Here is a 23,793-nt window from a genome sequence, read left to right as displayed (position 1 = left end):
CAGTTCACATGGCAGAACCGCAGGTCGGTATTCCCGCGGATCCGCCACACGACGCCGCGGTCGGGACCACGTCAGGTCCCGACCGCGGGCGTGTCGGTGGACGGCATCGTGTGCCCAACGCCCCCGTACCGGTGGTGAAGAAGCGACGCACGATCCCGATATGGATGTTCATCGCTCCGTCGATGATCGTCCTGGCCGTCATCATCCTGTATCCGCTCGGCCGAGCGGTGTGGATGTCGGTGCACGGCGACGCGAAGACGCTCGACCCCGAGACCGGACGATTCGTCACCGGTGGCTTCGTCGGGATCGAGAACTACACGCGCTGGATCACCCAGACCTGCGGGACGGCCACCGGCACGATCCCGTGCCCCCCGGGGACACTCGGCTCCCAGTTCTGGCAGTCGATCTTCAATACGTTCTTCTTCACGGTCGTGACCGTGTCGCTCGAAACCGTCGTCGGATTCGCGATGGCACTGGTGATGGCCAAGTCGTTCCGCGGCCGGGGTCTGTTGCGCGCTTCGGTCCTGGTGCCGTGGGCGATTCCCACGGCCGTCACGGCCAAGTTGTGGTTCTTCATCTTCGCCAACGACGGAATCGCCAACAAACTGCTCGGCACCGACATCATGTGGACGGCCGATCCGTGGCCCGCCCGGTTCGCCATCATCGTCGCCGACGTCTGGAAGACCGCGCCGTTCATGGCGTTGCTCATTCTCGCCGGCCTGCAGATGATCCCGTCCGACGTCTACGAGGCCGCGAAGGTCGACGGAGCCAATGCGTGGCAACGCTTCACGCAGATCACGTTGCCGCTGGTCAAGCCCGCACTGATGGTCGCAATCCTGTTCCGCACGATGGATGCGCTGCGTATGTACGACCTGCCCGCGATCATGATGGGCTCCAACCCGGCGACGTCCACGATCTCCGTGCTCGTGGTCGACCAGATGAGGCAGGGCGCCAACTCGGCCTCCGCGCTGTCGACGATCACGTTCCTCATCATCTTCGCGTGCGCATTCGTCCTCGTCCGGTTCCTGGGCGCCAACGCGGTGAGTACCCAGGAGAAGCAGCGGAAGGGAGAGGTGGCATGACCGCCCCGCGCACGTCCAAACCGAGGTGGCGCTCGATGGGCACCTACCTCGGCGTCGCGATCATCGTCGTGTGGGGCCTTGCGCCGTGCTACTGGATGATCGTCACGGCCCTGCGGGACCCGAAGGACACCTTCAGCACCTCGCTCTTCCCGTCGAATCCGACGCTGCAGAATTTCGCGGATGCCCTCGACCCCGCAGCCAAGGTCAACTTCTCGCGGGCGCTGCTCAACAGCGTGATCATCGCGGGCGCGACCACTGCGGTGGCACTGCTCATCGGCGTGTTCACGGCATACGCGCTCTCACGGTTCGAGTTCCGCGGCAAATACTTCGTCACCGGCATCATCCTGGGCGCGTCGATGTTCCCGGTCGTCGCGCTCGTCACGCCGCTGTTCCAGTTGTTCACCGACATCGGCTGGATCGGCAGCTACCAGGCCCTGATCATCCCGAACATCTCCTTCGTGCTGCCACTGACGGTGTACACGCTCACGTCGTTCTTCTCCGACCTTCCCTGGGAACTCGAAGAGGCCGCCCGCATGGACGGTGCCACCCGCGGGCAGGCCTTCCGCCTGGTGATGCTCCCGCTGGCGGCTCCCGCGCTGTTCACCACCGCGATCCTCGCGTTCATCGCGACCGTCAACGAGTACCTGCTGATGTCGCAGCTCTCGAGCGAACGCACCGCACCGGTGACGGTCGCGATGGCCCGCTTCACCGGAACCGACCCGTACGTCACCCCGTACGCGTCGATCATGGCCGGCGGCACACTCGTGATGGTGCCGCTCGTGATCATGGTTCTGCTGTTCCAGCGCCGGATCATCTCGGGTCTGACCGCAGGTGGCGTCAAGTCGTGAAACGTCTTCCGAAACGGCAGCGACTCGAGATGCTCCTGGGCTTTCTCACCGTCTTCACCGTGCTGGCGGTGGTCGGCGCGGTGGCCGAGATGCGTACTTCGGCGCCGGGGATCGTGCCGTCGCTGGTGCTCCTCGGCTTCGCGGTGGCGTGGTGGTTCGCGTTCCGGGCGTGGCGGCGCACCGGCTCCTGATCTGCTCGTAGATCATCTGTGCCGGACACTTCCGTACCATTCCTAGTCGGGTGCGAATTGCCCTGCCCGCCCCGATTCCGGAGAAAGTGATACGAGTGACTTCCTCGAACAGGCACACAACCGGCAGGAACGGTTCTACAAAGTCCGCGCGCGCAGGTCGGTGGCGGATCGTGCGGTGGGTAGTGCTCGCCGTCGTCGCGCTTCTGGTGATCGTGCCCGCGGGGTTCTTCATGTCGTCGTATACCGCGACGGAGGTTCCGCGTCCGGCCGACCTGAAGACGAACCAGATCGCACGGATCTATGCCGCCGACGACACGACCGAGATCACGCGGGTCGTGCCGCCCGAAGGGAACCGCGTCGAGATCACCATCGACGACGTGCCCGTGCACGTCCGCAACGCGGTGTTGTCGGCCGAAGACCGCAACTTCTACACGAACCCGGGTTTCTCGATCACAGGCTTCGCCCGCGCGGCCCGCGACAACGTCATGGGTAAGGAAAGCGCGGGTGGTGGTTCCACCATCACGCAGCAGTACGTGAAGAACGTTCTCGTCGGCGCCGACCGCACCCTCGACCGCAAGATGCGCGAACTCGTCATCTCCACCAAGATGGCGCGCGAATGGTCGAAGGACGAGATTCTCGAGGCCTACCTCAACACGATCTACTTCGGGCGCGGCGCGTACGGAATCGCAGCGGCGTCGCAGGCGTACTTCGGGAAGACCGTCGGTGAGCTGTCGGTGGCCGAAGGTGCCGTGCTCGCCGGTGTGATCCAGACGCCGTCGAGGCTCGATCCGGAGTACAACCGCCTCGCGGTCGAAGAGCGCTGGAACTACGTGCTCGACGGCATGGTCGGGATGGGAGTGCTCGACGAAACCGAGCGGGCGACACAGGTTTTCCCGGACACCGTGCCGTCGAACTCGCTCGCCCTCGCCAGCCAGGCAACGGGACCGGAAGGACTGATCCGGTCTCAGGTGCTCCGTGAACTGTCGCAGGCCGGCATCAGCGAGCAGGTGCTCAACACCGAGGGCCTGCGCATCACCACGACCATCGATCCGGTCGCCCAGCAGGCCGCCGTCGACTCCGCGCGCGGCACGCTCGAAGGCGAGAACCCCGACCTCCGCACGGCGGTGGTCTCGATCGATCCGCGCTCCGGTGCCGTGCGGGCCTACTACGGCGGCGAGGACGGCGCGGGCTTCGACTACGCGCAGGCGCCCCTGCAGACCGGATCGTCGTTCAAGGTGTTCGGGTTGCTCGCCGCTCTCGACGAGGGAATCGGGCTGAACGCGAAGTACGACAGTTCTCCGCTGAAGATCGGCAATCTCGAGATCGGCAACGTCGAGGGCGAGTCGTGCGGACGCTGCACCATCGCGGAAGCACTCAAACGCTCGCTCAACACGAGCTTCTACCGGCTCATGATGTCGATGGACAACGGTCCCCAGAAGATCGCCGACATCGCACACCGGGCGGGTATTCCGGAAACCATTCCGGGAGTGGAAGGTAGGACGCTGGGAACCACCGACGGATCGCCGGAGGGCGGCATCGTGCTCGGCCAGTACGAGTCGCGGGTCATCGACATGGCGTCGGCGTACGCGACGCTCGCGGCGTCGGGGACCTACCGTGCGCCGTACTTCGTACAGAAGGTCGTCACGGGAGACGGTGTGGTGCTTCTGGACCGGCCGGAGTCGCCCGCCGAACAGCGCATCGACCCTGCTGTCGCCGACAACGCCACGCAGGCGATGCTGCCCATCCCGGCGCATTCGCGCGGGCACGGTCTCGCCGGCGGCCGCCCGGCTGCGGCGAAGACCGGCACGACCCAGCTCGGCGAGACCGGTCTCAACAAGGACGCATGGATGGTCGGCTACACGCCGTCCCTGTCGACCGCCGTGTGGATCGGAACTCCCGACGCCGGTCCCATCACGAACAGCTGGGGCGGGTCGATCTACGGATCGAGCCTGCCGGCGGACATCTGGAAGGGCACGATGGACCGCGCGCTCGCGGGCACCGAGGTCGAGAGCTTCCCGTGGCCGGCCCCGATCGGTGGTCAAGCCGGGGTGCCCGACCCGGGTATCGAGGAGCCGAAGGAAAAGGAAACACTCCCGCCGGGACTCCGGCTTCCGGACTTCTCGAACCTTCCGCCGATCACGATCCCGGCACCGCCGGTTCAGTTGCCGGTGCCGGTGCCGCCGCAGATCGAGGTCTTCCCCGGCGTCACGATTCAGATTCCGGGTCTGTGAACCGGTCGGCCGGGGTGGTGAGGACGGCCGGCAAAAGCCTGCTCGCGTAGTCGACGACGTCGTCGACGGAGAACCCCGGTTCGCTCAACCGGTCGATCGCGAGCGACTCGGTCAGCGACCACCATCCGCGCAACCGCATCCGGGTGAGCGGGGTGTCCGGACAGCCGAGCGCCGCGATCACGCGGTCGACCAGCGTGTTCTTCATCGACTCGTGGATCTCGCGGATCTGCGGGTCGGAGCCGTAGCCGCCGTGGAAGCAAGCCTGATAGTTGTCGCCGTGGCGGTCGATGAACGAGACGAAGGCGTGCAGGACCGCGCGAAGCGGGTCGGGGTCGCCGGGTGCGGGAACCGCCGCGCGTAACAGGCGGCGGGCTGCGGACCCGACGACCGCGACGTAGTAGTCCTGCTTGGTCGGGAAGTAGCGGAACAGCAGGCTGCGGGAGATCCCTGCGATCTCGGCGACGCGGTCGACGGAGAGCGCGTGGATGGGACGCGCGGCAAGTTCCTGCAGACCGATCGCGACGAGTTGCCGTCGTCGTTCTTCGGGTGGCAGGCGACGGCGTCTGCCGACCTCTTGTCGCGGGGTGCTCATCCGGTTAGCCTAACTGAGCATTGCTCATTTACCGCCCTACGGAAGGCGCACATGGATTTCGGACAGTCCGACCGCAGCCGTGACTATCTCGAGCGGCTCCGCACTTTCATCGCCGACGAGGTCGCTCCTGTGGAGGCCCGCCTCCATGCCGCACGCGGCGTCGCGCAGGCACAGCGTCAGGACACCTCGGGTGCAGACACCTGGGCCGTGACCGACGAGTTCCGCGAACTCCAGCGCGCCGCACGCGCCCAGGGGCTGTGGAATCTCTTCCTGCCCGACCCGGAACTCGGAGCCGGCCTGTCGAACGTCGAATATGCCTCCCTCGCAGAAGAAATGGGACGCTCGCCGTTCTACTCCGCGGTCTTCAACTGCGCCGCGCCCGACACCGGCAACATGGAGGTGCTCTACCACTACGGCAGCACAGCCCAGAAGGACCAGTGGCTCCGCCCTCTGCTCGACGGTGAGATCCGGTCCGCGTTCTGCATGACCGAACCGGGAGTCGCCTCGTCCGACGCCACGAACATGGCCGCGACCGCCGTCGTGGACGGTGACCAGGTGGTGCTCAACGGACGCAAGTGGTGGAGCACCGGCATCGGGCACCCGGACTGCAAAGTGCTGATCTTCATGGGTCTCACCGATCCCGAAGCGCACAAATACCAACGACATTCGATGGTTCTGGTGCCGATCGACACCCCCGGCGTCACGATCGAACGCATGTTGCCGACCATGGGGTTCTACGACGAACCCGCAGGCCACGGCGAAGTGTCGTTCACCGACGTGCGACTGCCCCTCGACGCGATCATCGCCGGGCCGGGCCGCGGCTTCGAGATCGCCCAGGGCAGGCTCGGTCCGGGGCGCATCCACCACTGCATGCGACTCGTCGGCCTCGCCGAGCACACCCTCGAACTCGCGTGTCGTCGGGGACTCGAGCGGACGGCCTTCGGCAAGCCCATCATCGACCTCGGTGGCAACCGTGAGCGCGTCGCCGACGCCCGCATCGCGATCAACCAGTTGCGACTGCTGGTTCTCCACGCGGCGTGGCTCCTCGATACGCAAGGTCTCGCGGGTGCCCGGTCGGCGGTATCGGAGATCAAGGTCGTGGCACCTCGTGTGACGCAGCAGATCGTCGATTTCGCGATCCAGATCCACGGCGGCGCAGGGCTGTCCGACGATTTCCCCCTCGCAGGCGCCTGGACGGCGGCGCGGGCGTTGCGTCTCGCCGACGGACCCGACGAGGTCCATCAGGGACTGATCGCGCGCGGCGAACTCGGCAAGTACAAGCAGGACGGGGTGCGGCAGAAGTGACGGCTCTTCCCGACAACGCGCGCGATGTCCGCGACGAGGACGCGTTCGACGTTGCCGCGGTGGCATCGTGGCTCTCCGAACATGCGGGCGTCGACGGCGTTCCGGAGGTCCACCAGTTCGCGGGTGGCGCATCCAATCTCACGTATCTGCTGAGGTATCCGGACCGTGATCTCGTCCTGCGGCGACCGCCGGTGGGCGCGAAACCGTCCTCGGGCCACGACATGGTGCGCGAGTACCGCATCCAGTCGTTGCTGGCACCGGTCTACCCGTACGTGCCGACGATGATCGGCCTGTGCACCGACCACAGTGTGATCGGCAGCGACTTCTACGTGATGGAACGGGTACGCGGAACGATTCTGCGCACGAATCCGCCGGCGGACCTCGCACTCACACCCGAGGAGACTCGCAAGCTCTGCCTGCGGATCGTCGACCTGCTCGTCGAGTTGCACAGCGTCGATCCGGCCGCAACGGGACTGGACGAATTCAGCCGCGGCACCGGCTATGTCGCCCGTCAGGTCGCGGGATGGTCGTCCCGGTACGAGAAGGCGCGCACCGACAACGTGCCGGACTTCGCTCGCGTGCGGACGTGGCTCGCACAGGCACAACCCGCCGACGTGGCGCAGACCGTCATCCACGGCGACTTCCGTCTCGACAACGTCGTACTCGACGAGAACGACCTGGGTACGCCACTGGCAGTCCTCGACTGGGAACTCGCCACCGTCGGCGACCCCCTGATGGATCTCGGCTCGTCGCTTGCCTATTGGGTGCAAGCCGATGACGAACCGCTGCTGCTCGCGACCAAGCGCCAGCCTTCCGACCTTCCCGGAATGCTCACGCGGCAGGAGATCGTCGACTACTACTCCGAGAAAACCGGTCTACCGGTCGACAATTGGGGTTTCTACGAGGTCTTCGGCTTGTTCCGGCTCGCGGTCATCGCGCAGCAGATCTATTTCCGCTACCACCACGGCCAGACCACCAACCCGGCGTTCAAGGATTTCTGGGTGATCGTCGGCTATCTCGATACGCGCTGCAACGCGCTGATCGACCGAATCGAAAGCGAAGTGTGATGGCTCGTCCGGAACGACGCAACATCCTCATCACCGGCGCGAGTTCCGGTCTCGGCGCCGGGATGGCGCGCGAGTTCGCCGCGCGGGGACGCAATCTCGCGTTGGCGGCACGTCGCGTCGAGCGGCTCGAGGAGTTGCGTTCGGAGTTGCTCACCGAACACCCGAACATCACGGTCACGCTGCGTGCCCTCGACGTCGACCGGCACGAGGACGTCTTCACCGTCTTCCGTGAGTTCGACGAGGAACTCGGGGGAATCGACCGGGTGATCGTCAACGCGGGTCTCGGCAAGGGACAACCGCTGGGGACAGGCTATTTCCGCGCCAACGCGCAGACGGCCAACACGAACTTCCTCGGTGCCCTGGCACAGAGCGAGGCGGCGCTCGAACTCATGAGGCCGCGTAATGCGGGCCACATCGCACTCATCTCGTCGATGAGTGCGCTGCGCGGGATGCCGAGGAACATGACGACCTACGCCGCCTCGAAGGCTGCGGTGGCGTCGCTCGGCGAGGGAATGCGGGCAGACCTGGCGGACACCGGAATCGGTGTGAGCACGATCTACCCCGGCTTCATCCGGTCGGAGATCAACGAGAAGGTCGCGAATGTGCCGTTCATCGTCGACACGGAAACGGGATGTCGCGCACTGGCGGCGGCGATCGAGCGAGAGCCTGCGCGCGCCTACGTGCCCGCGTGGCCCTGGGTTCCGCTGGGCTTCGCGATGAAGGTGCTGCCGCTGTCGGTGGTGCGCCGGATGGTGTGACGCTCGCCTGCTCCCGAAAAGCAGAATGTCACATTCGCGCAGTTGTCGTACTGCCCGAATGTGACATCCGGTAGAGCGTGCGAATCAGGCGTCGGCGCCGATGATGAAGGCCTCGAGCTCGTTACGAGCCTTGTCGTCGGCCATCTGGACCGGCGGGGACTTCATCAGGTACGCGGAAGCCGGAAGGATCGGTCCGCCTATGCCGCGGTCCTTGGCGATCTTCGCCGCGCGGATGGCGTCGATGATGATGCCGGCGGAGTTCGGGGAGTCCCACACCTCGAGCTTGTACTCGAGGTTGAGCGGAGCGTCACCGAAGGCGCGGCCTTCGAGGCGCACGTACGCCCACTTGCGGTCGTCCAGCCACTGCACGTAGTCGGACGGGCCGATGTGCACGTCGCGGTCGTGAACCTTGCCTGCCAGCGGGCCGGTGAGGTTCGACGTAACGGCCTGGGTCTTGGAGACCTTCTTGGACTCGAGACGCTCACGCTCGAGCATGTTCTTGAAGTCCATGTTGCCGCCGACGTTGAGCTGGTACGTGCGGTCGAGCACGACACCGCGATCCTCGAACAGCTTCGCCATCACGCGGTGGGTGATGGTGGCACCGACCTGCGATTTGATGTCGTCGCCGACGATGGGGACACCCGCGTCGGTGAACTTCTTCGCCCAGACGGGGTCGGAGGCGATGAAGACCGGCAGTGCGTTGACGAACGCCACACCGGCGTCGATGCAGCACTGTGCGTAGAACTTGTCGGCCTGCTCGGAGCCGACCGGCAGGTACGACACGAGAACGTCGACCTCGGCGTCCTTGAGGACCTTCACGACGTCGACGGGCTCGGCCTCGGAGAGCTCGATGGTCTCGGAGTAGTACTTGCCGATGCCGTCGAGGGTGTGGCCGCGCTGCACGGTCACGCCGGTCGGCGGTACGTCGGCGATCTTGATGGTGTTGTTCTCGCTCGCGAGGATCGCCTCGGACAGGTCGAAGCCGACCTTCTTGGCGTCCACATCGAATGCGGCAACGAACTGGACGTCGCGCACGTGGTACGAGCCGAACTCCACGTGCATCAGGCCGGGGACGGAAGCGGTGGCGTCCGCGTCCTTGTAGTACTCGACGCCCTGGACCAGGGACGAGGCACAGTTCCCCACGCCCACAATGGCCACGCGCACCGAGGTGCTGTTCTCACCCATGGTCGGGTTCTCCTTCTTTGTTGCGTGCTGCTGTCGACTGCTCGGCGGCGATCAGTTCGTTGAGCCACCGCACTTCGCGTTCGCTCGACTCGAGACCGAGCTGATGGAGTTGACGGGTGTAGCGGTCCAAGGTGCCGCCGGCCCGTCCGATCGCGTCGCGGAGCGCTTCTCGGCGCTCCTCGACCTGGCGGCGCCTGCCCTCGAGAATTCGCATCCGCGCCTCGGCGGGGGTGCGGCTGAAGAAAGCGAGGTGCACGCCGAATCCGTCATCGGTGTAGTTCTGGGGTCCCGTGTCGGCGACCAGTTCGGTGAAGCGTTCCCGCCCCGCCGGAGTAAGCCGATACACGCGCCGGGCGCGTCGTTTGACGGTGCCGGGTACTCCCGAATCTTCTTCGATGAGCCCATCCGCCTGCATCCGCCGCAAGGTCGGATAGAGCGACCCGTAGGAGAAGGCACGGAACGGCCCGAGGAGCCCGGTCAGGCGCTTACGCAACTCGTACCCGTGCATGGGCGACTCGAGGAGGAGACCGAGGATAGCCAGTTCCAGCACGAGTCACCCCCTTCCGAGCGAACCAACCGATTGATACGACACAAAACTATATCGCGCCGATATAAACGACGATACGCCTTGGTGAAATCGGTGGGACCGGCCGCACGCCCGGAAACCGTCTCCGAGCACGCTCGGGGTGTTGCCGAGCCCTCCGGCGGGGTCGAGTTTGCTGCGCGTCACAGGTTGCTGTTACCACTCCCCACCCACCTGTCGGCCCGGCGCACGTACTCTGGGGTCCGTGCGAATTCAGCGGCAGGTGGTGGACTACGCGTTGCAGCGTCGGTCGCTGCTTGCCGAGGTCTACTCGGGGCGGCGCGGCGTGGCAGAAGTCTGCGACGCCGGTCCCTACCTGTTACGGGCAGCGAAGTTCCACGGCAAGGGCAGCGACGTCACCTGCCCGATCTGCCGGAAGGAGCAGGTGACCCTCGTCTCGTGGGTCTTCGGCGAGAAACTCGGCCCGGTGTCCGGGTCGGCTCGTACGCCCGAAGAGTTGACCCGTCTGGCTGCCAGCCAGGAGGAATTCTCGGTCCATGTGGTCGAGGTATGTCGCACGTGTAGTTGGAATCACCTGGTGCAGTCGTACGTCCTGGGGTCGCAGCCTGCCCCGAAGCGCCCACGTCGCCCGTCGACGGGGCAGGACCGTCGCACCGCAAGCGAGTGAACGGGCGCCGGACGACGTGAGCGAACGCTGCCCGATGAAGTTCCTTCCCGCATACCGCCGGCACGATCGAATCGTCGTGTGCCCGTCTTCGGACGGGCATTCGGAGATGCGGCGCCATCCGTCGCGCAAACAGTTGGAGATGAGTACGTGAGTTCCCCCGACAACGAACCCGAGGGCAACAGGTCGAATCCGCCTCACCGGGACAACCCGGCAGGTCCGCCGCCGCAGCAGCGACCGGCGCCGCAAGGGGGACCCGCCCAGGGACGACCGTTGCCGCCTCAGCCGCGCTCCCAGGGCCGGCCCGGCCAGCCTCAGCCGCCGCAGTCCGGCGGCCGTCCGCCGTACCCTCCCCAGCCGTTCCCCCAGGGTCGGCCACAGCAGCCTCCCCAAGGGCAGCCGTATCCCCCGCGTCGGGGTCCTGCGCCGTCCAACCCGAACGCCCAGAACCCGAACGCGCAGAACCCGAACGCCCTGCCGCCTCGCGGACCGGGTGCCGGTTCGGTGCCGCCGGGAACGAATCCCCCGCTGCGCACGCAGCAGTTCCCGCCGGCCCCCGGCAAGAACACGCCGTCGGTCCCCGGACAGAATCCGCCGCCGGTCCGTGGGCCGCAGCGGCCGCCGCTCGGCCCCGACGGGGCACGTGGCCCCCAGACCGGTCCGTCCGATGCCGCAGCGACGCGCCGCGTGGCGTCCCCCGCCGGACCGCCGACCCGTTCGACGCAGGCCTCCCGGCCGACCGCTGCCGCGGGCGGCCCGCCCCGCACACCGCCGCCCGTCGATCTCGGCAAGGGCGGTGGCGGTCGTGGCGGCAACGGAGGCGGTGGCGGCAAGAACACGCGCTGGCGCACCATCCGCCGGATCGGTTACGGCGTTGTCGCGGCCGGCATCCTCGTGCCGCTGCTCGCGTTCATGCTCGCGTACGTGGCGCAGGACGTGCCGCGTCCGGGTGAGGTCGTCACCAATCAGGCTGCGACGATCTACAACTCCGACGGTGCCGGTGTCATCACCAAGGTGATCCCGCCCGAGGGCAACCGCAACGAGGTCGCGCTCGACCAGATCCCGCTGCACGTACGCAACGCCGTGCTCGCAGCGGAGGACCGCGATTTCTACTCCAACCCGGGGTTCTCGGCGACCGGCTTCGCCCGGGCCGCGCGCGACAACGTCCTCGGTCGTGAGAGCGCAGGCGGTGGTTCCACCATCACGCAGCAGTACGTCAAGACCGCGCTGGTCGGCAACGAACGCAGCCTGACCCGCAAGATGAAGGAACTCGTCCTCTCGGTCAAGATGGCCAACCAGTGGTCCAAGGACGACATCCTCGCCGCGTACCTCAACACCATCTACTTCGGGCGCGGTGCCTACGGCATCTCCGCCGCGTCGAACGCGTACTTCGGCAAGCCGGTCAACGAACTGACCATCGAGGAAGGCGCGGTGCTCGCGTCGTCCATCCAGCTGCCGTCGCTGCTCGATCCCGAGCAGAACCCCGAGGGCGCCAAGTCCCGCTGGACGTACGTGCTCGACGGCATGGTGGCCGCCGGCACCCTCAACTCCACTGACCGCGCGGGCATGGAGTACCCGGCCTACGTGCCGCTGGCCGAACTGGACAACGGTGACCAGTCCTCGGGTCCCGAGGGCTTGATCAAGAACCAGGTCCTGCGCGAGCTGGCAGCCGAGGGAATCGACGAGACCCTGCTCAACACGGCAGGTCTCGAGATCACCACGACCATCGATGCGCAGGCGCAGGCCTCCACGCTCGACGCGGTGCGGAACACCCTCGAGGGTGAACCCGAGGAACTGCGCACCGCCGTGGTCTCGGTCGATCCACGGTCCGGAGCAGTGCGCGCCTACTACGGCGGCGACAGCGGAATCGGTTACGACTTCGCGAGCGCGGGCCTGCAGACGGGTTCGTCGTTCAAGGTGTTCGGTCTCGCGGCGAACCTCGATCAGGGTGTGCCGCTGTCCCAGACCTACGACAGCGGTCCGCTGACAGTCAACGGCATCAAGATCGGCAACGTCGAGGGCCAGTCGTGCGGCGAGTGCACCATCGCCGAGGCGCTCAAGCGGTCGCTGAACACGAGCTTCTACCGCATGATGCTCGAGATGGACGACGGCCCGCAGGCGATCGCCGACATGGCACACAAGCTGGGTATCCCCAAGGAGGTCCCCGGAATCGGTGAGACGCTCACCGAGCCGAACGGAGCCGGACCCAACTACGGCATCGTGCTGGGCCAGTACCAGTCCCGGGTGCTCGACATGGCCTCGGCCTACGCAACACTCGCGGCGTCCGGCATGTACCACGAGCCGTACTTCGTGCAGAAGGTCGTCACGTCCGAGGGCGAGGTCCTGCTGGACCGGGGCAGCCCGTCCGGCGAGCAGGTCGTCGACGAGGTCGTCGCGGACAACACCACCGCTGCGATGATGCCGATCGCCGCCTACTCCAACGGGCACGCGCTCGCCGGAAGCCGTCCGTCCGCATCGAAGACCGGCACGGCGCAGCTCGGCGACACCGGCTCGAACAAGGACGCGTGGATGGTCGGTTACACACCGTCACTGTCGACCGCCGTATGGATGGGCACCGAGGAGGGCCTTCCGCTCGAGAACAGCTGGGGCGGGATGATCTACGGCTCGGGGCTTCCGTCCGACATCTGGAAGGACACGATGGACGGTGCTCTCGAGGGCACCGAGGTCGAATCGTTCCCGAAGCCCGGAGCGATCAAGGGTGTCGCGGGTGTGCCCTCGTGGACGGCGTCGGAAACGGCGAAGCCGACCACGACGGCGCCCGAGACCACCCGCACGATCCCCGAGATCCCTGAGATCCCCGAGATCACCACGCAGAACGTGGAGATCTTCCCGGGTGTCACGATTCCGGTACCGGGAGTCGCGCCGCAGACCACCAGGCCGACGGTGCCCTCGCGTCCGAACTCCGGAGTCGAAGAGGAACAGGAAGAATCCGGCGGCGGGGTCAGCGGGAACGACGAGGAAGACTCGCCGTCCCAGCCGACCACGCAGAACCGGGTACCGGGCCAGAACGGAATGGGACCTAACGGGCAAGCGGTGCCCGGCGCGCAGGCGCAACTCCAGTCCGAACTCGCGCCCGCACGGTAAACAAGTCGCGTGATCGACGAAGGGGAGCACAAAAACCGGGAACCGGTGTCTCCGGAGCCCCTCGCCGAGGACCGCCGGTCGGTGGACTGGCGCGACACCCCGGGTCGTACCGACCCGATGGTGTCGCGCCTGACCACGCTGATCGGCGGTCCCGTGGGCCGGCACGCCATGATCGGCCGGACGCGCTTCTTCACCCCCGTGCGCGCGATGCTCCTGCTCGCGGTGGTGTTTCTCGCGTTCGGCTGGTTCACCAAGGCGGCGTGCATCCAGCAGGCACCGATGGGTCCCGCGGGCGAATTGGGCCTGGACTGGAGCGACAACCGTCAGTACGTGGCGATGTGCTACTCGGACATCGTGCCGCTGTACGGGGCGGAGCGGCTCAGTGAAGGCGCCTTCCCCTACAAGACTTCGTGGGAGGAACCCGGCCCCGACGGGCAGATGCAGACCCGGTACATGGAGTATCCGGTCGTCGCCGGTCTGTACCAGTACGCGTCCATGCGCATCGCCAAGGCGTGGGACGCGACACCCTGGCTCCCAGGTGGTCTCCAGGTCGCGTTGTATTTCAACGTGGTGGCCTGGGGGCTTGCCCTGGCGTGGCTCGCCACGGTCTGGGCGACCGCCATGGCTGCGGGGCGACGCGTGTGGGATGCCGCGCTCGTCGCGGCCTCACCACTCGTGATCGTTCACGCATTCACCAACTTCGACGCACTGACCACCGCCTTCGCCGCGGGTGGATTGCTTGCGTGGGCGCGACGGCGTCCGGTCCTGGCGGGGGTGCTGCTCGGGCTCGGGGCAGCGACGAAGCTCTACCCGCTGCTTCTGCTCGGCCCGCTGTTCCTTCTGTGCCTGCGCACCGGAAAACTCGAGGCGTTCGCCCGGACCGCCGGAGCGACGGCTGCTACGTGGCTGCTCGTGAACCTGCCGATCATGTTGCTGTATCCGAAGGGCTGGGCAGAGTTCTTCCGGTTGAACTCCGAGCGAGGCGCCGACCCCGACTCGACCTACAACGTGCTGCGTTCGTTCGTCGGCTGGCCGGACTGGACACCGTCCACCCTCAACGCCGTCTCGCTCGTCCTGTTCGCCGCAGCGTGCGTCGGTATCGGATGGGTGGCGCTCACCGCGCCGCGTCGCCCGCGGCTCGCCCAACTGTGTTTCCTGGTCATCGCGGCGTTCCTGCTCACCAACAAGGTGTGGAGCCCGCAGTACTCGCTCTGGCTCGTCCCGCTCGCGGTGCTCGCCATTCCCCATCGCCGTGCCCTGCTCGCCTGGATGACTGTCGATGCCCTCGTGTGGGTACCGCGGATGTACTACTACCTGGGCCCCGCAAACAAGGGGCTGCCGGAACAATGGTTCACCGCGACCGTGTTCCTCCGCGATGTCGCGGTGGTGGCGTTGTGCGCCGCGGTGCTCTGGCAGATCCGGCGACCGGCCGGTGACCCGGTGCGGTACGGGTTCATCGACGACCCGGTAGGCGGCGTCCTCGACCAGGCACCGGACAAACCGCCGTCGTGGTTGCCGGATCGACTGCGTCCTGCTCATCAGCGGATGCGACAACCGAAATCATCCGAATGGACTACGGCAGCGAAAGCCTCGGGGTCCTAGGGTCGGAGATGAAGTGAGGGGGTTGCTGTGACGACGGGCGGACGAGCATCGGGTCTGGGTGTCGGAGGCGCTTCTTCCGGCTTCACAATGTGCGACCTTGCCCGGTCTGTCGCTGCAGGTGACGTTTCTGCCCTCCCCCTGTTGCTCCGCGAGTTGCACCCCCGCGTCTCGGCTTACAGCAGGGCGCGGGCGCGCCACGTCGGACATCCGTTCTCCGACGCCGACCGTCTCGCTCTCGACGCGTGCTGTTCGATCCTCGCCGCGCTGTCCGCTCCGTCCGGCGCCGACCGGCCGTTCCTCCGCCTGGCCTACTCCCTTGCAGCCGACACCGTCGACACCCGGTTCACGGGGCGCGGCGACGCGACCCTCACTCGTCGGCAGCAGGACATCCTGATTCTCCGGACCATCGTCGGCCTCGATCCGGAGCAGACGGCCGTGGCGATGGCTCTGAGCCCCAGCCGTGTTCGCGTCGAACAGCACGCGGCGCTGTCGTCGCTGCGAGCGGCGTAAGCAGCGGCGTCAGGTGCTTCGGCGTCAGATACGCAGTGTGGTGAACGGCGCGACCGGAATGTTGCGCACCACGAACCACAGTGCGATCACGATCAGCGCGATCCGGGGGGCCCAGCGATAGCGGTCCCATCGCGGGCCGGGGGTGCCGCGCACCCGGCCGACCGTCCACGCCGCAAACGCCGCCACCGCGATCACCACTGCCGCGACGCCCAACGCGTTGTAGTGCAGTGCTGCCGGGATATCCAGGTGCGCAAGCGAATACACCATTCGCGAGAGGCCGCACCCCGGACAGTAGATGCCGAAGATCGTGTAGGTCGGGCACGGGGGGATCACACCGCCGGGAGTGGTGGGGTCGGCCCAGACGACAGCCGCGCATGCGCATACCGCCCCTGCCGCGACGAGTGCGGGGGCCCTCAGCCGCGCGAACGCGGGACGCAGGGTGTCGCTCATCCCGAGTTGCCCGATGGTGGATCGGACGGAGCGACCCGGCGCCCCTTCGGACGATAGGTCCGCCCGAAACTGCGCGGACTGTCGTCGTAGATGTCGATCAGTTCCCAGTCGAGTTGCCGGCCGCCCGGCACGTCGAAGATCCGGGTGCCGTCACCGAGAAACACCGGGGCGACGAACACCTGCAACTCGTCGATCAGATCGTGCTCGAGCGCCTGCCGGGCGATGTCGGCGCTGATGATCTGCACGTCCCGGTCGCCGGCGATCTCCTGCGCGCGACGGACAGCCTCCACGATGTCGCAGTTCATCGCGACCACCGTCGGGTCATCGGCGAGTTCATCCGGGCGGTGCGTGAGGATGAATTCGGTCCCCGACCATGCGCCTCCGTAGGCCTGGGAGGTCGTCTCGTCGCGTTCGCCGTGCTGTTGTTTCGCCGCGTCGTAACCGGCCCGGCCCGAGATGATCACTGCGACGTCCCCCGCCATGCGCTCGGTCGCGCCCTCGGCGAGTGGCTCTGCCGCAGACAACCAGCTCATGTCGTGACCTGGCCCGGCGATGAAGCCGTCGATCGAGCACGTGAATCCCCAGGCCACCTTGCCCATCTCTACTCCTTGCCGGTCGGTACAGCGGTCATCGGTTCACCCGCGCTTCCAACCGAACACGCGCGTCGGGCCAGTCGTCGTCCGTCATCGAGAACAGGGCGGTCGTCCGCCAACTGCCGTCGCGGCGGCGCCGGTGCTTGCGCAGCAGCCCTTCGTGACGGGCACCGAGCCGGGTGAGCGCGTCGCGGGAGCGGGTATTGAGTTCGTCGGCGTGCCACTCCACGCGCACCGCGTGCAGGTCGTCGAAGGCATGACCGAGCAGCAGCAGTTTCGCTTCGGTGTTGACGTGGGTGCGCTGGACCTTCGTGGACAGCCAGGTGTGCCCGATCGTGAGTTTTCGATGCTCGGGTTCGAGCAGGTAGTACGAGGTCGAGCCGACGACCGTGCCCGTGTCCCTGTCGATCACCGCGTAAGGCTGCCGATCGGGATCGTCGACGGCGCTGCGCACGAACGACTCCGCGTCGGTGGGGGTACGGATGACCGCCACGGACCAGCGGAAGATGCTGTCGGGGTCGTCGGCTGCGGCCAGCAGTCCCGGCGCGTGCGCGGCGGTCAGGGGATCGAGCCGCACGCGGGCACCGTCGAGAGAGGGGTGGTCGGACCAGATGTCGCTCATGGAACGCTTTCCGTACCGAGGGTTTCCCGGTCTCGCTCCGCGGACGGAGTACCCGGCGGTGGCCGCCGCGGTACGCGGAGGAAGACGAAGAACAGTACGACCAACAGTATCGCGCGACCCCACACGCCGATCAGGGTGAGAACAAGCGGAAGCTCGATGTCGATCGCGCCTCCGGTCGCGTAGAACCACCGGAAGACACCGATGCCTATCGCGAGGTCGACGACGAGGTATGCCGCGACGAGCCGCCACGGAACCCGCAGGAGGATCAGCAACGGCAACAACCACAGCGTGTACTGCGGCGAGTGGACCTTGTGGAAGAGCATGAACCCGCACAGCATCGCCGCGCCGACCGACAGCCACGGGTAGATGCCGTCGCGGAGATAGCGGCGCCGGCCGAGCCACAGGGCGAGGACGAACGACGAGGCGATGAGCAGCGGCGACAACCAGGCGACCAGCGCGTTGAACTCCGGTGTCACACCGGTGCCCTCGTAACCACCCATCAGCGGACGCAGACCCCAGAACCAGATCGTGTTGCTCGTCCCGTCGGCCGCGCGGTTCTGCTGGAACGTGAACGACGCGCGCCAGCCCTCGTAACCGAGGACGGCGAACGGAAGGTTGATCGCGATCGTGGTCGCCACCGCGGCCCCGGCCACCGCCAGCGCACCGCGCACGTCGCGCACCATGCCGGAAGCGCGGCCGCCGGTGAACACGTAGATCATCAACGGCAGCACGAAGATGCCCGGATAGATCTTCAGGCAGAACCCTATTGCCAGGAGCATTGCCGCGAGAATGCCGCGGGTGCGCAACGACCAGCGTTCGACGCCGACCACCGCGACCGCAAGGACGGTGACGGCGACGACAGGAAGTTCCCAGTTGAGGAACGCATAGAGCACCAGCGGCGGAGTCGCCGACCATGCCAGGGCGGCCCACCCGGCGAGACGCGCGAGCAGCCATGCCGTCAGCAGACCGAACGGCGCGAGGATCAGGGCGGACTGCAACAGGAATCCGGCGTCGGTATGGACACCGATCGCGCCGAGCCACATCAGCAGCCCGCTGAGCACGGGATATTCGACGGTGCTCCCGACGAGTTGCCCGGCGGCGTCGATGCTGCCGTCGATGAACGGGAACCGGTGCAGATTGATGCCACGTCCGAGCCACAACTGCTGGATGTCCGAATAGCAGACGTGCCCGTCCTTGATCTCCTCGAACCTCATCGTGCGACCGAGTTCGTCGAACGGCGCACCCGCGCAACGGGCCTTGTTGAGGTATCCGAGCCAGAGCGCCACCGCGCACGTCAGGACGGCGACGAGCGAGATCGTCCTGGGGCTCGTGCGCATGGAATCACCCTAGGTCAAATCCGCTGTTCGGGGCGGAGGTCGATTTCCCTGGTCAGGGATGGCTCATGTACCCTTCTTGGGTTGCTGACGCAACGACCCTCCTGTCACGGATCGTCCGTGACCGTTCACAGTCCATAGGAGGTGATGAGGTCTTATGCGTCATTACGAATTGATGATCATCCTGGACCCCAGCCTGGATGAGCGCACTGTTGCTCCCTCGCTGGATACGTTCCTCAATGTTGTCCGCCAAGACGGCGGCAAGGTCGACAAGGTCGACGTGTGGGGTAAGCGTCGTCTCGCATTCGAGATCGCGAAGCAGAGCGAAGGCATCTACGCGGTTATCGACATCAGCGCGACGCCCGCCACTGTTGCAGAGCTGGATCGCCAGCTCGGCCTGAACGAGTCGGTGCTTCGCACCAAGGTTCTGCGCCACGGCAAGTGAGCCTGTCGGCGTCTGGCCGTAGGCTCTGGCGCATCAGGACTCCACACACAGCAGGAGGAACCACATGGCAGGCGACACCGTCATCACCGTGGTCGGCAATCTGACCGCCGATCCCGAACTGCGTTTCACCCCGGCGGGAGCTGCGGTCGCGAACTTCACCGTCGCGTCCACTCCCCGCATCTTCGACCGTCAGTCCAACGAATGGAAAGACGGCGACGCTCTGTTCATGCGCTGCAATATCTGGCGCGAGGCAGCGGAGAACGTAGCGGAAAGCTTGACCCGGGGCTCGCGCGTCATCGTGCAGGGCCGGCTCAAGCAGCGCAGCTACGAAACGCGTGAAGGCGAAAAGCGCACTGTCGTGGAGCTCGAGGTCGACGAGATCGGCCCTTCGCTCCGTTACGCAACCGCAAAGGTCAACAAGGCCGGGCGCGGTGGCGGCGGAGGCGGCTTCGGTGGTTCTTCCGGCGGATCAGGCGGTGGACGCCCTAGTTCCAACGCGAACGTCGGCGGCGACGACCCGTGGGGCAATGCTCCGCAGGCCGGCTCGTTCGGCGGCTCCGGGGACGACGAGCCCCCGTTCTGATCCGACCTTCGATCGGAACATCCAGAAGTACGGAGAAAGACCATGCCTAAGTCGCCCGCGCGCGAGAAGGTTTTGAAGAAGAAGGTCTGCACTTTCTGCAAGGAAAAGAACACGCAGATCGATTACAAGGACACAACGCTGCTGCGTAAGTACGTCAGCGATCGCGGCAAGATCCGCGCTCGCCGCGTCACCGGCAACTGCGTGCAGCACCAGCGCGACATCGCTGTTGCTGTCAAGAACTCCCGTGAGGTCGCTCTGCTGCCTTACGTCTCGACGGCTCGCTAGGAAAGGGAGGGAACACGATGAAGCTCATCCTCACCGCCGATGTGGACAACCTCGGTGCGCCTGGCGACACCGTTGAGGTCAAGGACGGCTACGGCCGCAACTACCTGCTGCCCCGCGGTCTGGCGATCGTTGCCACCCGTGGCGCCGAGAAGCAGGTCGAGGGCATCCGCCGCGCTCAGGAAGCCCGCGCAGTGCGTGGCCTCGAGCACGCTCGCGAGCTCAAGGCCGCCATCGAGGGCCTCGAGAGTGTCTCGCTGAACGTCAAGACCGCCGGCGACTCGGGCAAGCTGTTCGGCTCGGTCACCGCCGCCGACGTTGCCGGAGCCCTCAAGGCTGCCGGTGGCCCGGTTGTCGACAAGCGCCTCGTCGAGCTGCCCAAAGCTCACATCAAGGCGACCGGCAAGCACCAGGTCGTCGTGAAGCTGCACCCGGACGTCGTCGCGAAGTTCACGCTGGACGTCGTGAGCGCCTGATTTCCGGTTCGAGGAGCCCCGCGCGATCGTTGCGCGGGGCTCCTCGGCGTCTGTGCACAACCTGTGGATAGCTGCTGGGGGTAAATTGCGGCTTGTGATCGGGGTCATATCGTTTCGGGAACGAAGAGATGAACACGCCCGGGCGCGTTTGTTACCGCGACACGCCGAAAAAAATGTTCTTCCACAGGTCTGAACAGCCATTTTCCCTGGTTAACCTGCACCGTTGTGGAATGTGAGATGCATTCTCCCCAGGTTATCCACATCAGGTGCACAACCTTGTCCACCTGATTCCACAATCTATCCCCAGCTGTGTGCACAACCCGATTTGGTCGCGTCGGAAATCGTCCCTAACGTCGATCGCGCAACTCTCCCTAGGGGGAGTCGCCCAGCCCCCCGCGTGTCGGTGGGGACGGGTAGAACGTGGATTGATTCCGGTGGCGCTCACCGGGAGTCGGTACGGGGATACGGCCGGCAAACCACCGGGCGACGGTATTGGAATGGAAGGCGGCATCACGTTGGCTGTTGTGGACGATCGTGGCCATTCCGAGTATCCGGGGTCTTCCGACGAAGAGCCCGGCGGCGATTTCGGTCGCCAGCCTCCCCAGGACATGGTTGCCGAACAGTCCGTCATCGGCGGCATGCTGCTGAGCAAGGACGCCATCGCCGACGTGCTCGAGGTGCTGCGCCCCGGAGACTTCTACCGCCCCGCCCACCAGGCCATCTACGACTCGATTCTCGACCTCTACAGCCGTGGCGAGCCCGCCGACCCGGTTACCGTCTCGGCCGAGCTGGATCGCCGTGGCGAGCTCAAGCGCATCGGCGGCCCCGCGTATCTCGTCACCCTGACCCAGACGGTGCCCACCGCCGCGAACGCCGGCTTCTACGCCGAGATCGTCGCGGAGAAGGCCATCCTGCGGCGCCTCGTCGAAGCGGGCACGCGCATCGTCCAATACGGCTACGCAGGTTCCGACGGTCAGGACGTCGCCGAAGTCGTCGACCGGGCGCAGGCCGAGATCTTCGACGTGTCCGAGCGGCGCACCACCGAAGACTTCGTGGCTCTCGAAGAGTTGCTCCAGCCCACGATGGACGAGATCGACTCCATCGCCAGCCGTGGCGGCATCTCTCTCGGCGTGCCCACAGGGTTCGCCGAACTCGACGAACTGACCAACGGGCTGCACCCGGGCCAGATGATCATCGTCGCGGCCCGTCCCGGTGTCGGCAAGGCGCTGGCGCTCGACACCCCGCTCCCCACGCCCGCCGGCTGGACCACCATGGGCGAAGTACGCGTCGGCGACGAACTGCTCGCTCCCGACGGCACACCCACCCGTGTGGTCGCGGCGACCGAGGTCATGCACGACCGGCCCTGCTTCGACGTCGTATTCTCCGACGGCACAGTGCTCGTCGCCGACGAGCAGCACCAGTGGCGTACCGCCGACGGGGTGGTGCGCACCACCGGCGAACTCGCCGCGACCGTTGACGCCGGACACGCGGTTCCCCACACCGATCCCCTGTCGCTCCCCCAGGCCGATCTGCCGGTTGCGCCGTTCACGCTCGGTGCGTGGCTCGGCGGACCGCCGTCCGACGCAGAAGTGAACATGCGCGTCGAGGGCGAAGGCGGGTTCACCGAAGAATTGGTTTCGCTCGGCGCCCACATTCCTGTCGAGTATCAACGCGGGTCGATCGTGCAGCGCCGCGAGTTGCTTGCCGGCCTCCTCGACGCCGGTGGCCACATCGACGACGACGGCACCATCGAGTTCGCGACCGGATCCGAGCGCCTCGGCGGGGATGTCGCCGAGTTGATCTCGGGGCTCGGTTACGCATGCACCGTCGAAGACGGTGTGGTCTCGTTCTCCACCGACGACGACGTGTTCGTGCTGCCCAGCAAGGCTGTGCGGCACAAGGAATGCCGCACAGCAGTCGTTCGCCAGCGGAAGATCGTGGCCGTGCGGCCGGTGCCGTCGGTACCCGTCCGCTGCGTGGAGGTCGAGGGTGACCACATGTACCTCGCAGGTCGTGCGATGGTGCCCACCCACAACTCCACACTCGGCATGGACTTCATGCGGTCGTGCTCGATCAAGCACGGAATGGCGTCCGTCATCTTCTCCCTGGAGATGGGAAAGACGGAGATCGTCATGCGACTGCTCTCCGCGGAGGCGAAGATCAAGCTCGGCGACATGCGTTCGGGTCGCATGACCGACGACGACTGGACGCGGCTCGCGCGGCGCATGAGCGAGATCAGCGAAGCGCCCCTCTACATCGACGATTCTCCGAACCTGACGATGATGGAGATCCGCGCGAAAGCGCGGCGGCTCAAGCAGAAACACGACATCCGTCTCATCGTCGTCGACTACCTGCAGCTGATGACCTCCGGTAAGAAGGTCGAGTCGCGGCAGCAGGAAGTCTCCGAATTCTCGCGTAGCCTCAAGCTTCTCGCGAAGGAACTCGAAGTTCCCGTCATCGCGATCTGTCAGCTCAACCGTGGTCCCGAACAGCGCACCGACAAGAAGCCGATGGTCTCCGACCTCCGCGAGTCGGGATCGCTCGAGCAGGACGCCGACATGGTGATCCTGTTGCATCGCCCCGACGCGTTCGAGCGCGACGACCCGCGTGGCGGCGAAGCCGACCTGATCGTCGGTAAGCACCGTAACGGTCCGACGGCGACGATCACCGTTGCTCACCAGCTGCACCTGTCTCGGTTCGTGGATATGGCGCGCGGCTGATTTCGCTGCCGCGGACACGAAAACTTGAGACAAAAATCGGACATGTTGAGATGTTGAGACAGAAATCGGACATCTGACGGATTGCTGAGACGGGGGTCATGCGACAAGTCGTGGGTCCGGTTCACCGGCCGTGCGACCTCGCGTGTAGATCTGGACGCGCTGAAGCTATGACTGCACCTGGAAGGCGTTGTTCGACACGCGCCGGCGGGCCGCGCAGCACGGCCCGCCGATGCGATCTCGAGCTAACTGTCGTTGTGCATCCGGCGAGCCTTACGGAGGGTGTCGTCGTAAGAGCCCTCGATCGCGAGATCTGCCGGTGTTCTCCCGTCGGCTTCTGCGACCCGCGTCGTGAACCACCAGCGCGCCATGGCTAATGGATCAGTGGATGTGCCGAAGTGTTCGTTGATCTCCGCGACGAGGGGGCGAACGTAGCGGGTGCGGGTGTCGAACTGGAATGCCGGGTAGTACAGAGCATGCCCGAATTTGAAACTGATGACCGTTCCCTGGTCGGCGGGTAAGTCCCGGGGAGTGGTGGGAATCGGCTGAGCGCATCCGGCCAGGTCCGCGGCGTGTCGCTCCCTCGCCGAGGGTGGGTCATCGCGTA

The 23,793-nt window shown here is 66.2% G+C and carries 23 protein-coding genes and 1 pseudogene; 16 read left to right on the top strand and 8 right to left on the bottom strand.

Annotation, left to right across the window (positions count from 1 at the left end; genetic code table 11):
* Positions 1-8 precede the first annotated feature (8 nt).
* From AC0B44_RS15850 to AC0B44_RS15835, 4 genes are all read left to right on the top strand, one after another.
* Positions 9-1,082, top strand: coding sequence for a carbohydrate ABC transporter permease (locus AC0B44_RS15850; RefSeq protein WP_471903795.1), 1,074 nt, complete (start codon positions 9-11; stop codon positions 1,080-1,082).
* The gene (locus AC0B44_RS15845; protein ID WP_471903794.1) at positions 1,079-1,930 is read left to right on the top strand and encodes a carbohydrate ABC transporter permease; all 852 of its coding nucleotides are present in this window, start codon (positions 1,079-1,081) and stop codon (positions 1,928-1,930) included. Before AC0B44_RS15850 ends, AC0B44_RS15845 begins: the two co-directional genes overlap by 4 nt.
* A complete protein-coding gene (locus AC0B44_RS15840; protein WP_169620954.1) occupies positions 1,927-2,121 on the top strand; it encodes a hypothetical protein in 195 nt (64 codons plus the stop codon). Before AC0B44_RS15845 ends, AC0B44_RS15840 begins: the two co-directional genes overlap by 4 nt.
* Before the next feature lie 170 nt (positions 2,122-2,291).
* The gene (locus AC0B44_RS15835; RefSeq protein ID WP_471903793.1) at positions 2,292-4,352 is read left to right on the top strand and encodes a transglycosylase domain-containing protein; all 2,061 of its coding nucleotides are present in this window, start codon (positions 2,292-2,294) and stop codon (positions 4,350-4,352) included.
* On the opposite strand, the gene AC0B44_RS15830 is transcribed toward AC0B44_RS15835, so the two are convergent.
* Complete coding sequence (locus AC0B44_RS15830) at positions 4,327-4,944, bottom strand: TetR/AcrR family transcriptional regulator (RefSeq protein WP_471903792.1); 618 nt, start codon at positions 4,942-4,944, stop codon at positions 4,327-4,329. The genes AC0B44_RS15835 and AC0B44_RS15830 overlap by 26 nt on opposite strands.
* A gap of 51 nt (positions 4,945-4,995) precedes the next feature.
* Here AC0B44_RS15830 and AC0B44_RS15825 point away from each other — a divergent pair, with 51 nt between their 5' ends.
* The 3 genes from AC0B44_RS15825 to AC0B44_RS15815 are packed head-to-tail and all read left to right on the top strand — an operon-like array spanning position 4,996 to position 8,074.
* Positions 4,996-6,249: an acyl-CoA dehydrogenase family protein gene (locus tag AC0B44_RS15825; protein WP_471903791.1), complete on the top strand. Its 1,254-nt coding sequence runs from the start codon at positions 4,996-4,998 to the stop codon at positions 6,247-6,249.
* Positions 6,246-7,316, top strand: coding sequence for a phosphotransferase family protein (locus AC0B44_RS15820; RefSeq protein ID WP_471903790.1), 1,071 nt, complete (start codon positions 6,246-6,248; stop codon positions 7,314-7,316). The genes AC0B44_RS15825 and AC0B44_RS15820 overlap by 4 nt, the downstream gene beginning before the upstream one ends.
* Positions 7,316-8,074, top strand: coding sequence for an SDR family oxidoreductase (locus tag AC0B44_RS15815; protein ID WP_471903789.1), 759 nt, complete (start codon positions 7,316-7,318; stop codon positions 8,072-8,074). The genes AC0B44_RS15820 and AC0B44_RS15815 overlap by 1 nt, the downstream gene beginning before the upstream one ends.
* An 84-nt stretch (positions 8,075-8,158) precedes the next feature.
* Here AC0B44_RS15815 and AC0B44_RS15810 read toward each other — a convergent pair whose 3' ends face one another.
* Together AC0B44_RS15810 and AC0B44_RS15805 are read right to left on the bottom strand one after the other, a co-directional pair.
* Positions 8,159-9,259, bottom strand: a complete 1,101-nt coding sequence (locus AC0B44_RS15810) for an inositol-3-phosphate synthase (protein WP_471903788.1) — start codon at positions 9,257-9,259, stop codon at positions 8,159-8,161.
* A complete protein-coding gene (locus AC0B44_RS15805; protein ID WP_169620961.1) occupies positions 9,252-9,809 on the bottom strand; it encodes a PadR family transcriptional regulator in 558 nt (185 codons plus the stop codon). The genes AC0B44_RS15810 and AC0B44_RS15805 overlap by 8 nt, the downstream gene beginning before the upstream one ends.
* Before the next feature lie 238 nt (positions 9,810-10,047).
* On the opposite strand from AC0B44_RS15805, the gene AC0B44_RS15800 reads away from it, so the two are divergent.
* From AC0B44_RS15800 to AC0B44_RS15785, 4 genes are all read left to right on the top strand, one after another.
* On the top strand, positions 10,048-10,470 hold the full coding sequence (locus AC0B44_RS15800; RefSeq protein ID WP_471903787.1) for a DUF5318 domain-containing protein: 423 nt from the start codon (positions 10,048-10,050) through the stop codon (positions 10,468-10,470).
* An 849-nt stretch (positions 10,471-11,319) separates the two neighbouring features.
* Complete coding sequence (locus AC0B44_RS15795) at positions 11,320-13,572, top strand: transglycosylase domain-containing protein (protein ID WP_471903879.1); 2,253 nt, start codon at positions 11,320-11,322, stop codon at positions 13,570-13,572.
* 9 nt (positions 13,573-13,581) lie between these two features.
* Positions 13,582-15,174, top strand: a complete 1,593-nt coding sequence (locus tag AC0B44_RS15790; RefSeq protein ID WP_471903786.1) for a glycosyltransferase family 87 protein — start codon at positions 13,582-13,584, stop codon at positions 15,172-15,174.
* A gap of 141 nt (positions 15,175-15,315) precedes the next feature.
* Positions 15,316-15,684, top strand: coding sequence for a sigma factor-like helix-turn-helix DNA-binding protein (locus AC0B44_RS15785; protein WP_471903785.1), 369 nt, complete (start codon positions 15,316-15,318; stop codon positions 15,682-15,684).
* A gap of 24 nt (positions 15,685-15,708) precedes the next feature.
* On the opposite strand, the gene AC0B44_RS15780 is transcribed toward AC0B44_RS15785, so the two are convergent.
* From AC0B44_RS15780 to AC0B44_RS15765, 4 genes are read right to left on the bottom strand one after another with little or no spacing between them, the layout of a single operon-like run.
* Complete coding sequence (locus AC0B44_RS15780) at positions 15,709-16,134, bottom strand: DUF2752 domain-containing protein (RefSeq protein ID WP_471903784.1); 426 nt, start codon at positions 16,132-16,134, stop codon at positions 15,709-15,711.
* Positions 16,131-16,733 (bottom strand): dihydrofolate reductase family protein, encoded by a 603-nt coding sequence (locus AC0B44_RS15775; protein WP_471903783.1) that lies wholly within the window; start codon positions 16,731-16,733, stop codon positions 16,131-16,133. The genes AC0B44_RS15780 and AC0B44_RS15775 overlap by 4 nt, the downstream gene beginning before the upstream one ends.
* Positions 16,734-16,761: 28 nt before the next feature.
* A complete protein-coding gene (locus AC0B44_RS15770) occupies positions 16,762-17,349 on the bottom strand; it encodes a GNAT family N-acetyltransferase (protein ID WP_471903782.1) in 588 nt (195 codons plus the stop codon).
* Entirely contained in the window at positions 17,346-18,686 is a 1,341-nt protein-coding gene (locus AC0B44_RS15765) for a hypothetical protein (RefSeq protein WP_471903781.1), read from the bottom strand. Before AC0B44_RS15765 ends, AC0B44_RS15770 begins: the two co-directional genes overlap by 4 nt.
* 154 nt (positions 18,687-18,840) lie before the next feature.
* Here AC0B44_RS15765 and rpsF point away from each other — a divergent pair, with 154 nt between their 5' ends.
* The 5 genes from rpsF (at position 18,841) to dnaB (ending at position 23,189) form a co-directional block, all read left to right on the top strand.
* Entirely contained in the window at positions 18,841-19,128 is a 288-nt protein-coding gene (gene rpsF, locus AC0B44_RS15760) for a 30S ribosomal protein S6 (RefSeq protein WP_471903780.1), read from the top strand.
* 64 nt (positions 19,129-19,192) lie between these two features.
* Positions 19,193-19,711, top strand: a complete 519-nt coding sequence (locus AC0B44_RS15755) for a single-stranded DNA-binding protein (protein ID WP_471903779.1) — start codon at positions 19,193-19,195, stop codon at positions 19,709-19,711.
* A gap of 42 nt (positions 19,712-19,753) precedes the next feature.
* Positions 19,754-19,996, top strand: a complete 243-nt coding sequence (gene rpsR / locus AC0B44_RS15750; protein ID WP_072700987.1) for a 30S ribosomal protein S18 — start codon at positions 19,754-19,756, stop codon at positions 19,994-19,996.
* Between the two features lie 17 nt (positions 19,997-20,013).
* Positions 20,014-20,469: a 50S ribosomal protein L9 gene (gene rplI / locus AC0B44_RS15745; protein ID WP_471903778.1), complete on the top strand. Its 456-nt coding sequence runs from the start codon at positions 20,014-20,016 to the stop codon at positions 20,467-20,469.
* A gap of 497 nt (positions 20,470-20,966) precedes the next feature.
* Entirely contained in the window at positions 20,967-23,189 is a 2,223-nt protein-coding gene (gene dnaB, locus AC0B44_RS15740) for a replicative DNA helicase (protein ID WP_471903777.1), read from the top strand.
* 242 nt (positions 23,190-23,431) lie between these two features.
* Here the strand turns inward: dnaB and AC0B44_RS15735 are convergent.
* Positions 23,432-23,793: pseudogene (locus AC0B44_RS15735) on the bottom strand (hypothetical protein); the annotation flags it as partial.

Source organism: Rhodococcus sp. NPDC019050 (assembly GCF_055664235.1).
The sequence above is the reverse complement of the archived record's forward strand: the minus strand, read 5'-3'. Positions and strand labels throughout refer to the sequence as shown.

What these genes read in the sequence shown, in the direction of transcription:
- AC0B44_RS15850 (WP_471903795.1), top strand. Translation starts at nt 9, where the DNA reads ATGGCAGAACCGCAGGTCGGTATTCCCGCGGATCCGCCACACGACGCC.
- AC0B44_RS15845 (WP_471903794.1), top strand. Translation starts at nt 1,079, where the DNA reads ATGACCGCCCCGCGCACGTCCAAACCGAGGTGGCGCTCGATGGGCACC.
- AC0B44_RS15830 (WP_471903792.1), bottom strand. Translation starts at nt 4,944, where the DNA reads ATGAGCACCCCGCGACAAGAGGTCGGCAGACGCCGTCGCCTGCCACCC.
- AC0B44_RS15825 (WP_471903791.1), top strand. Translation starts at nt 4,996, where the DNA reads ATGGATTTCGGACAGTCCGACCGCAGCCGTGACTATCTCGAGCGGCTC.
- AC0B44_RS15815 (WP_471903789.1), top strand. Translation starts at nt 7,316, where the DNA reads ATGGCTCGTCCGGAACGACGCAACATCCTCATCACCGGCGCGAGTTCC.
- AC0B44_RS15810 (WP_471903788.1), bottom strand. Translation starts at nt 9,259, where the DNA reads ATGGGTGAGAACAGCACCTCGGTGCGCGTGGCCATTGTGGGCGTGGGG.
- AC0B44_RS15780 (WP_471903784.1), bottom strand. Translation starts at nt 16,134, where the DNA reads ATGAGCGACACCCTGCGTCCCGCGTTCGCGCGGCTGAGGGCCCCCGCA.
- AC0B44_RS15775 (WP_471903783.1), bottom strand. Translation starts at nt 16,733, where the DNA reads ATGGGCAAGGTGGCCTGGGGATTCACGTGCTCGATCGACGGCTTCATC.
- AC0B44_RS15770 (WP_471903782.1), bottom strand. Translation starts at nt 17,349, where the DNA reads ATGAGCGACATCTGGTCCGACCACCCCTCTCTCGACGGTGCCCGCGTG.
- AC0B44_RS15765 (WP_471903781.1), bottom strand. Translation starts at nt 18,686, where the DNA reads ATGCGCACGAGCCCCAGGACGATCTCGCTCGTCGCCGTCCTGACGTGC.
- rpsF (WP_471903780.1), top strand. Translation starts at nt 18,841, where the DNA reads ATGCGTCATTACGAATTGATGATCATCCTGGACCCCAGCCTGGATGAG.
- AC0B44_RS15755 (WP_471903779.1), top strand. Translation starts at nt 19,193, where the DNA reads ATGGCAGGCGACACCGTCATCACCGTGGTCGGCAATCTGACCGCCGAT.
- rpsR (WP_072700987.1), top strand. Translation starts at nt 19,754, where the DNA reads ATGCCTAAGTCGCCCGCGCGCGAGAAGGTTTTGAAGAAGAAGGTCTGC.
- rplI (WP_471903778.1), top strand. Translation starts at nt 20,014, where the DNA reads ATGAAGCTCATCCTCACCGCCGATGTGGACAACCTCGGTGCGCCTGGC.
- dnaB (WP_471903777.1), top strand. Translation starts at nt 20,967, where the DNA reads ATGGAAGGCGGCATCACGTTGGCTGTTGTGGACGATCGTGGCCATTCC.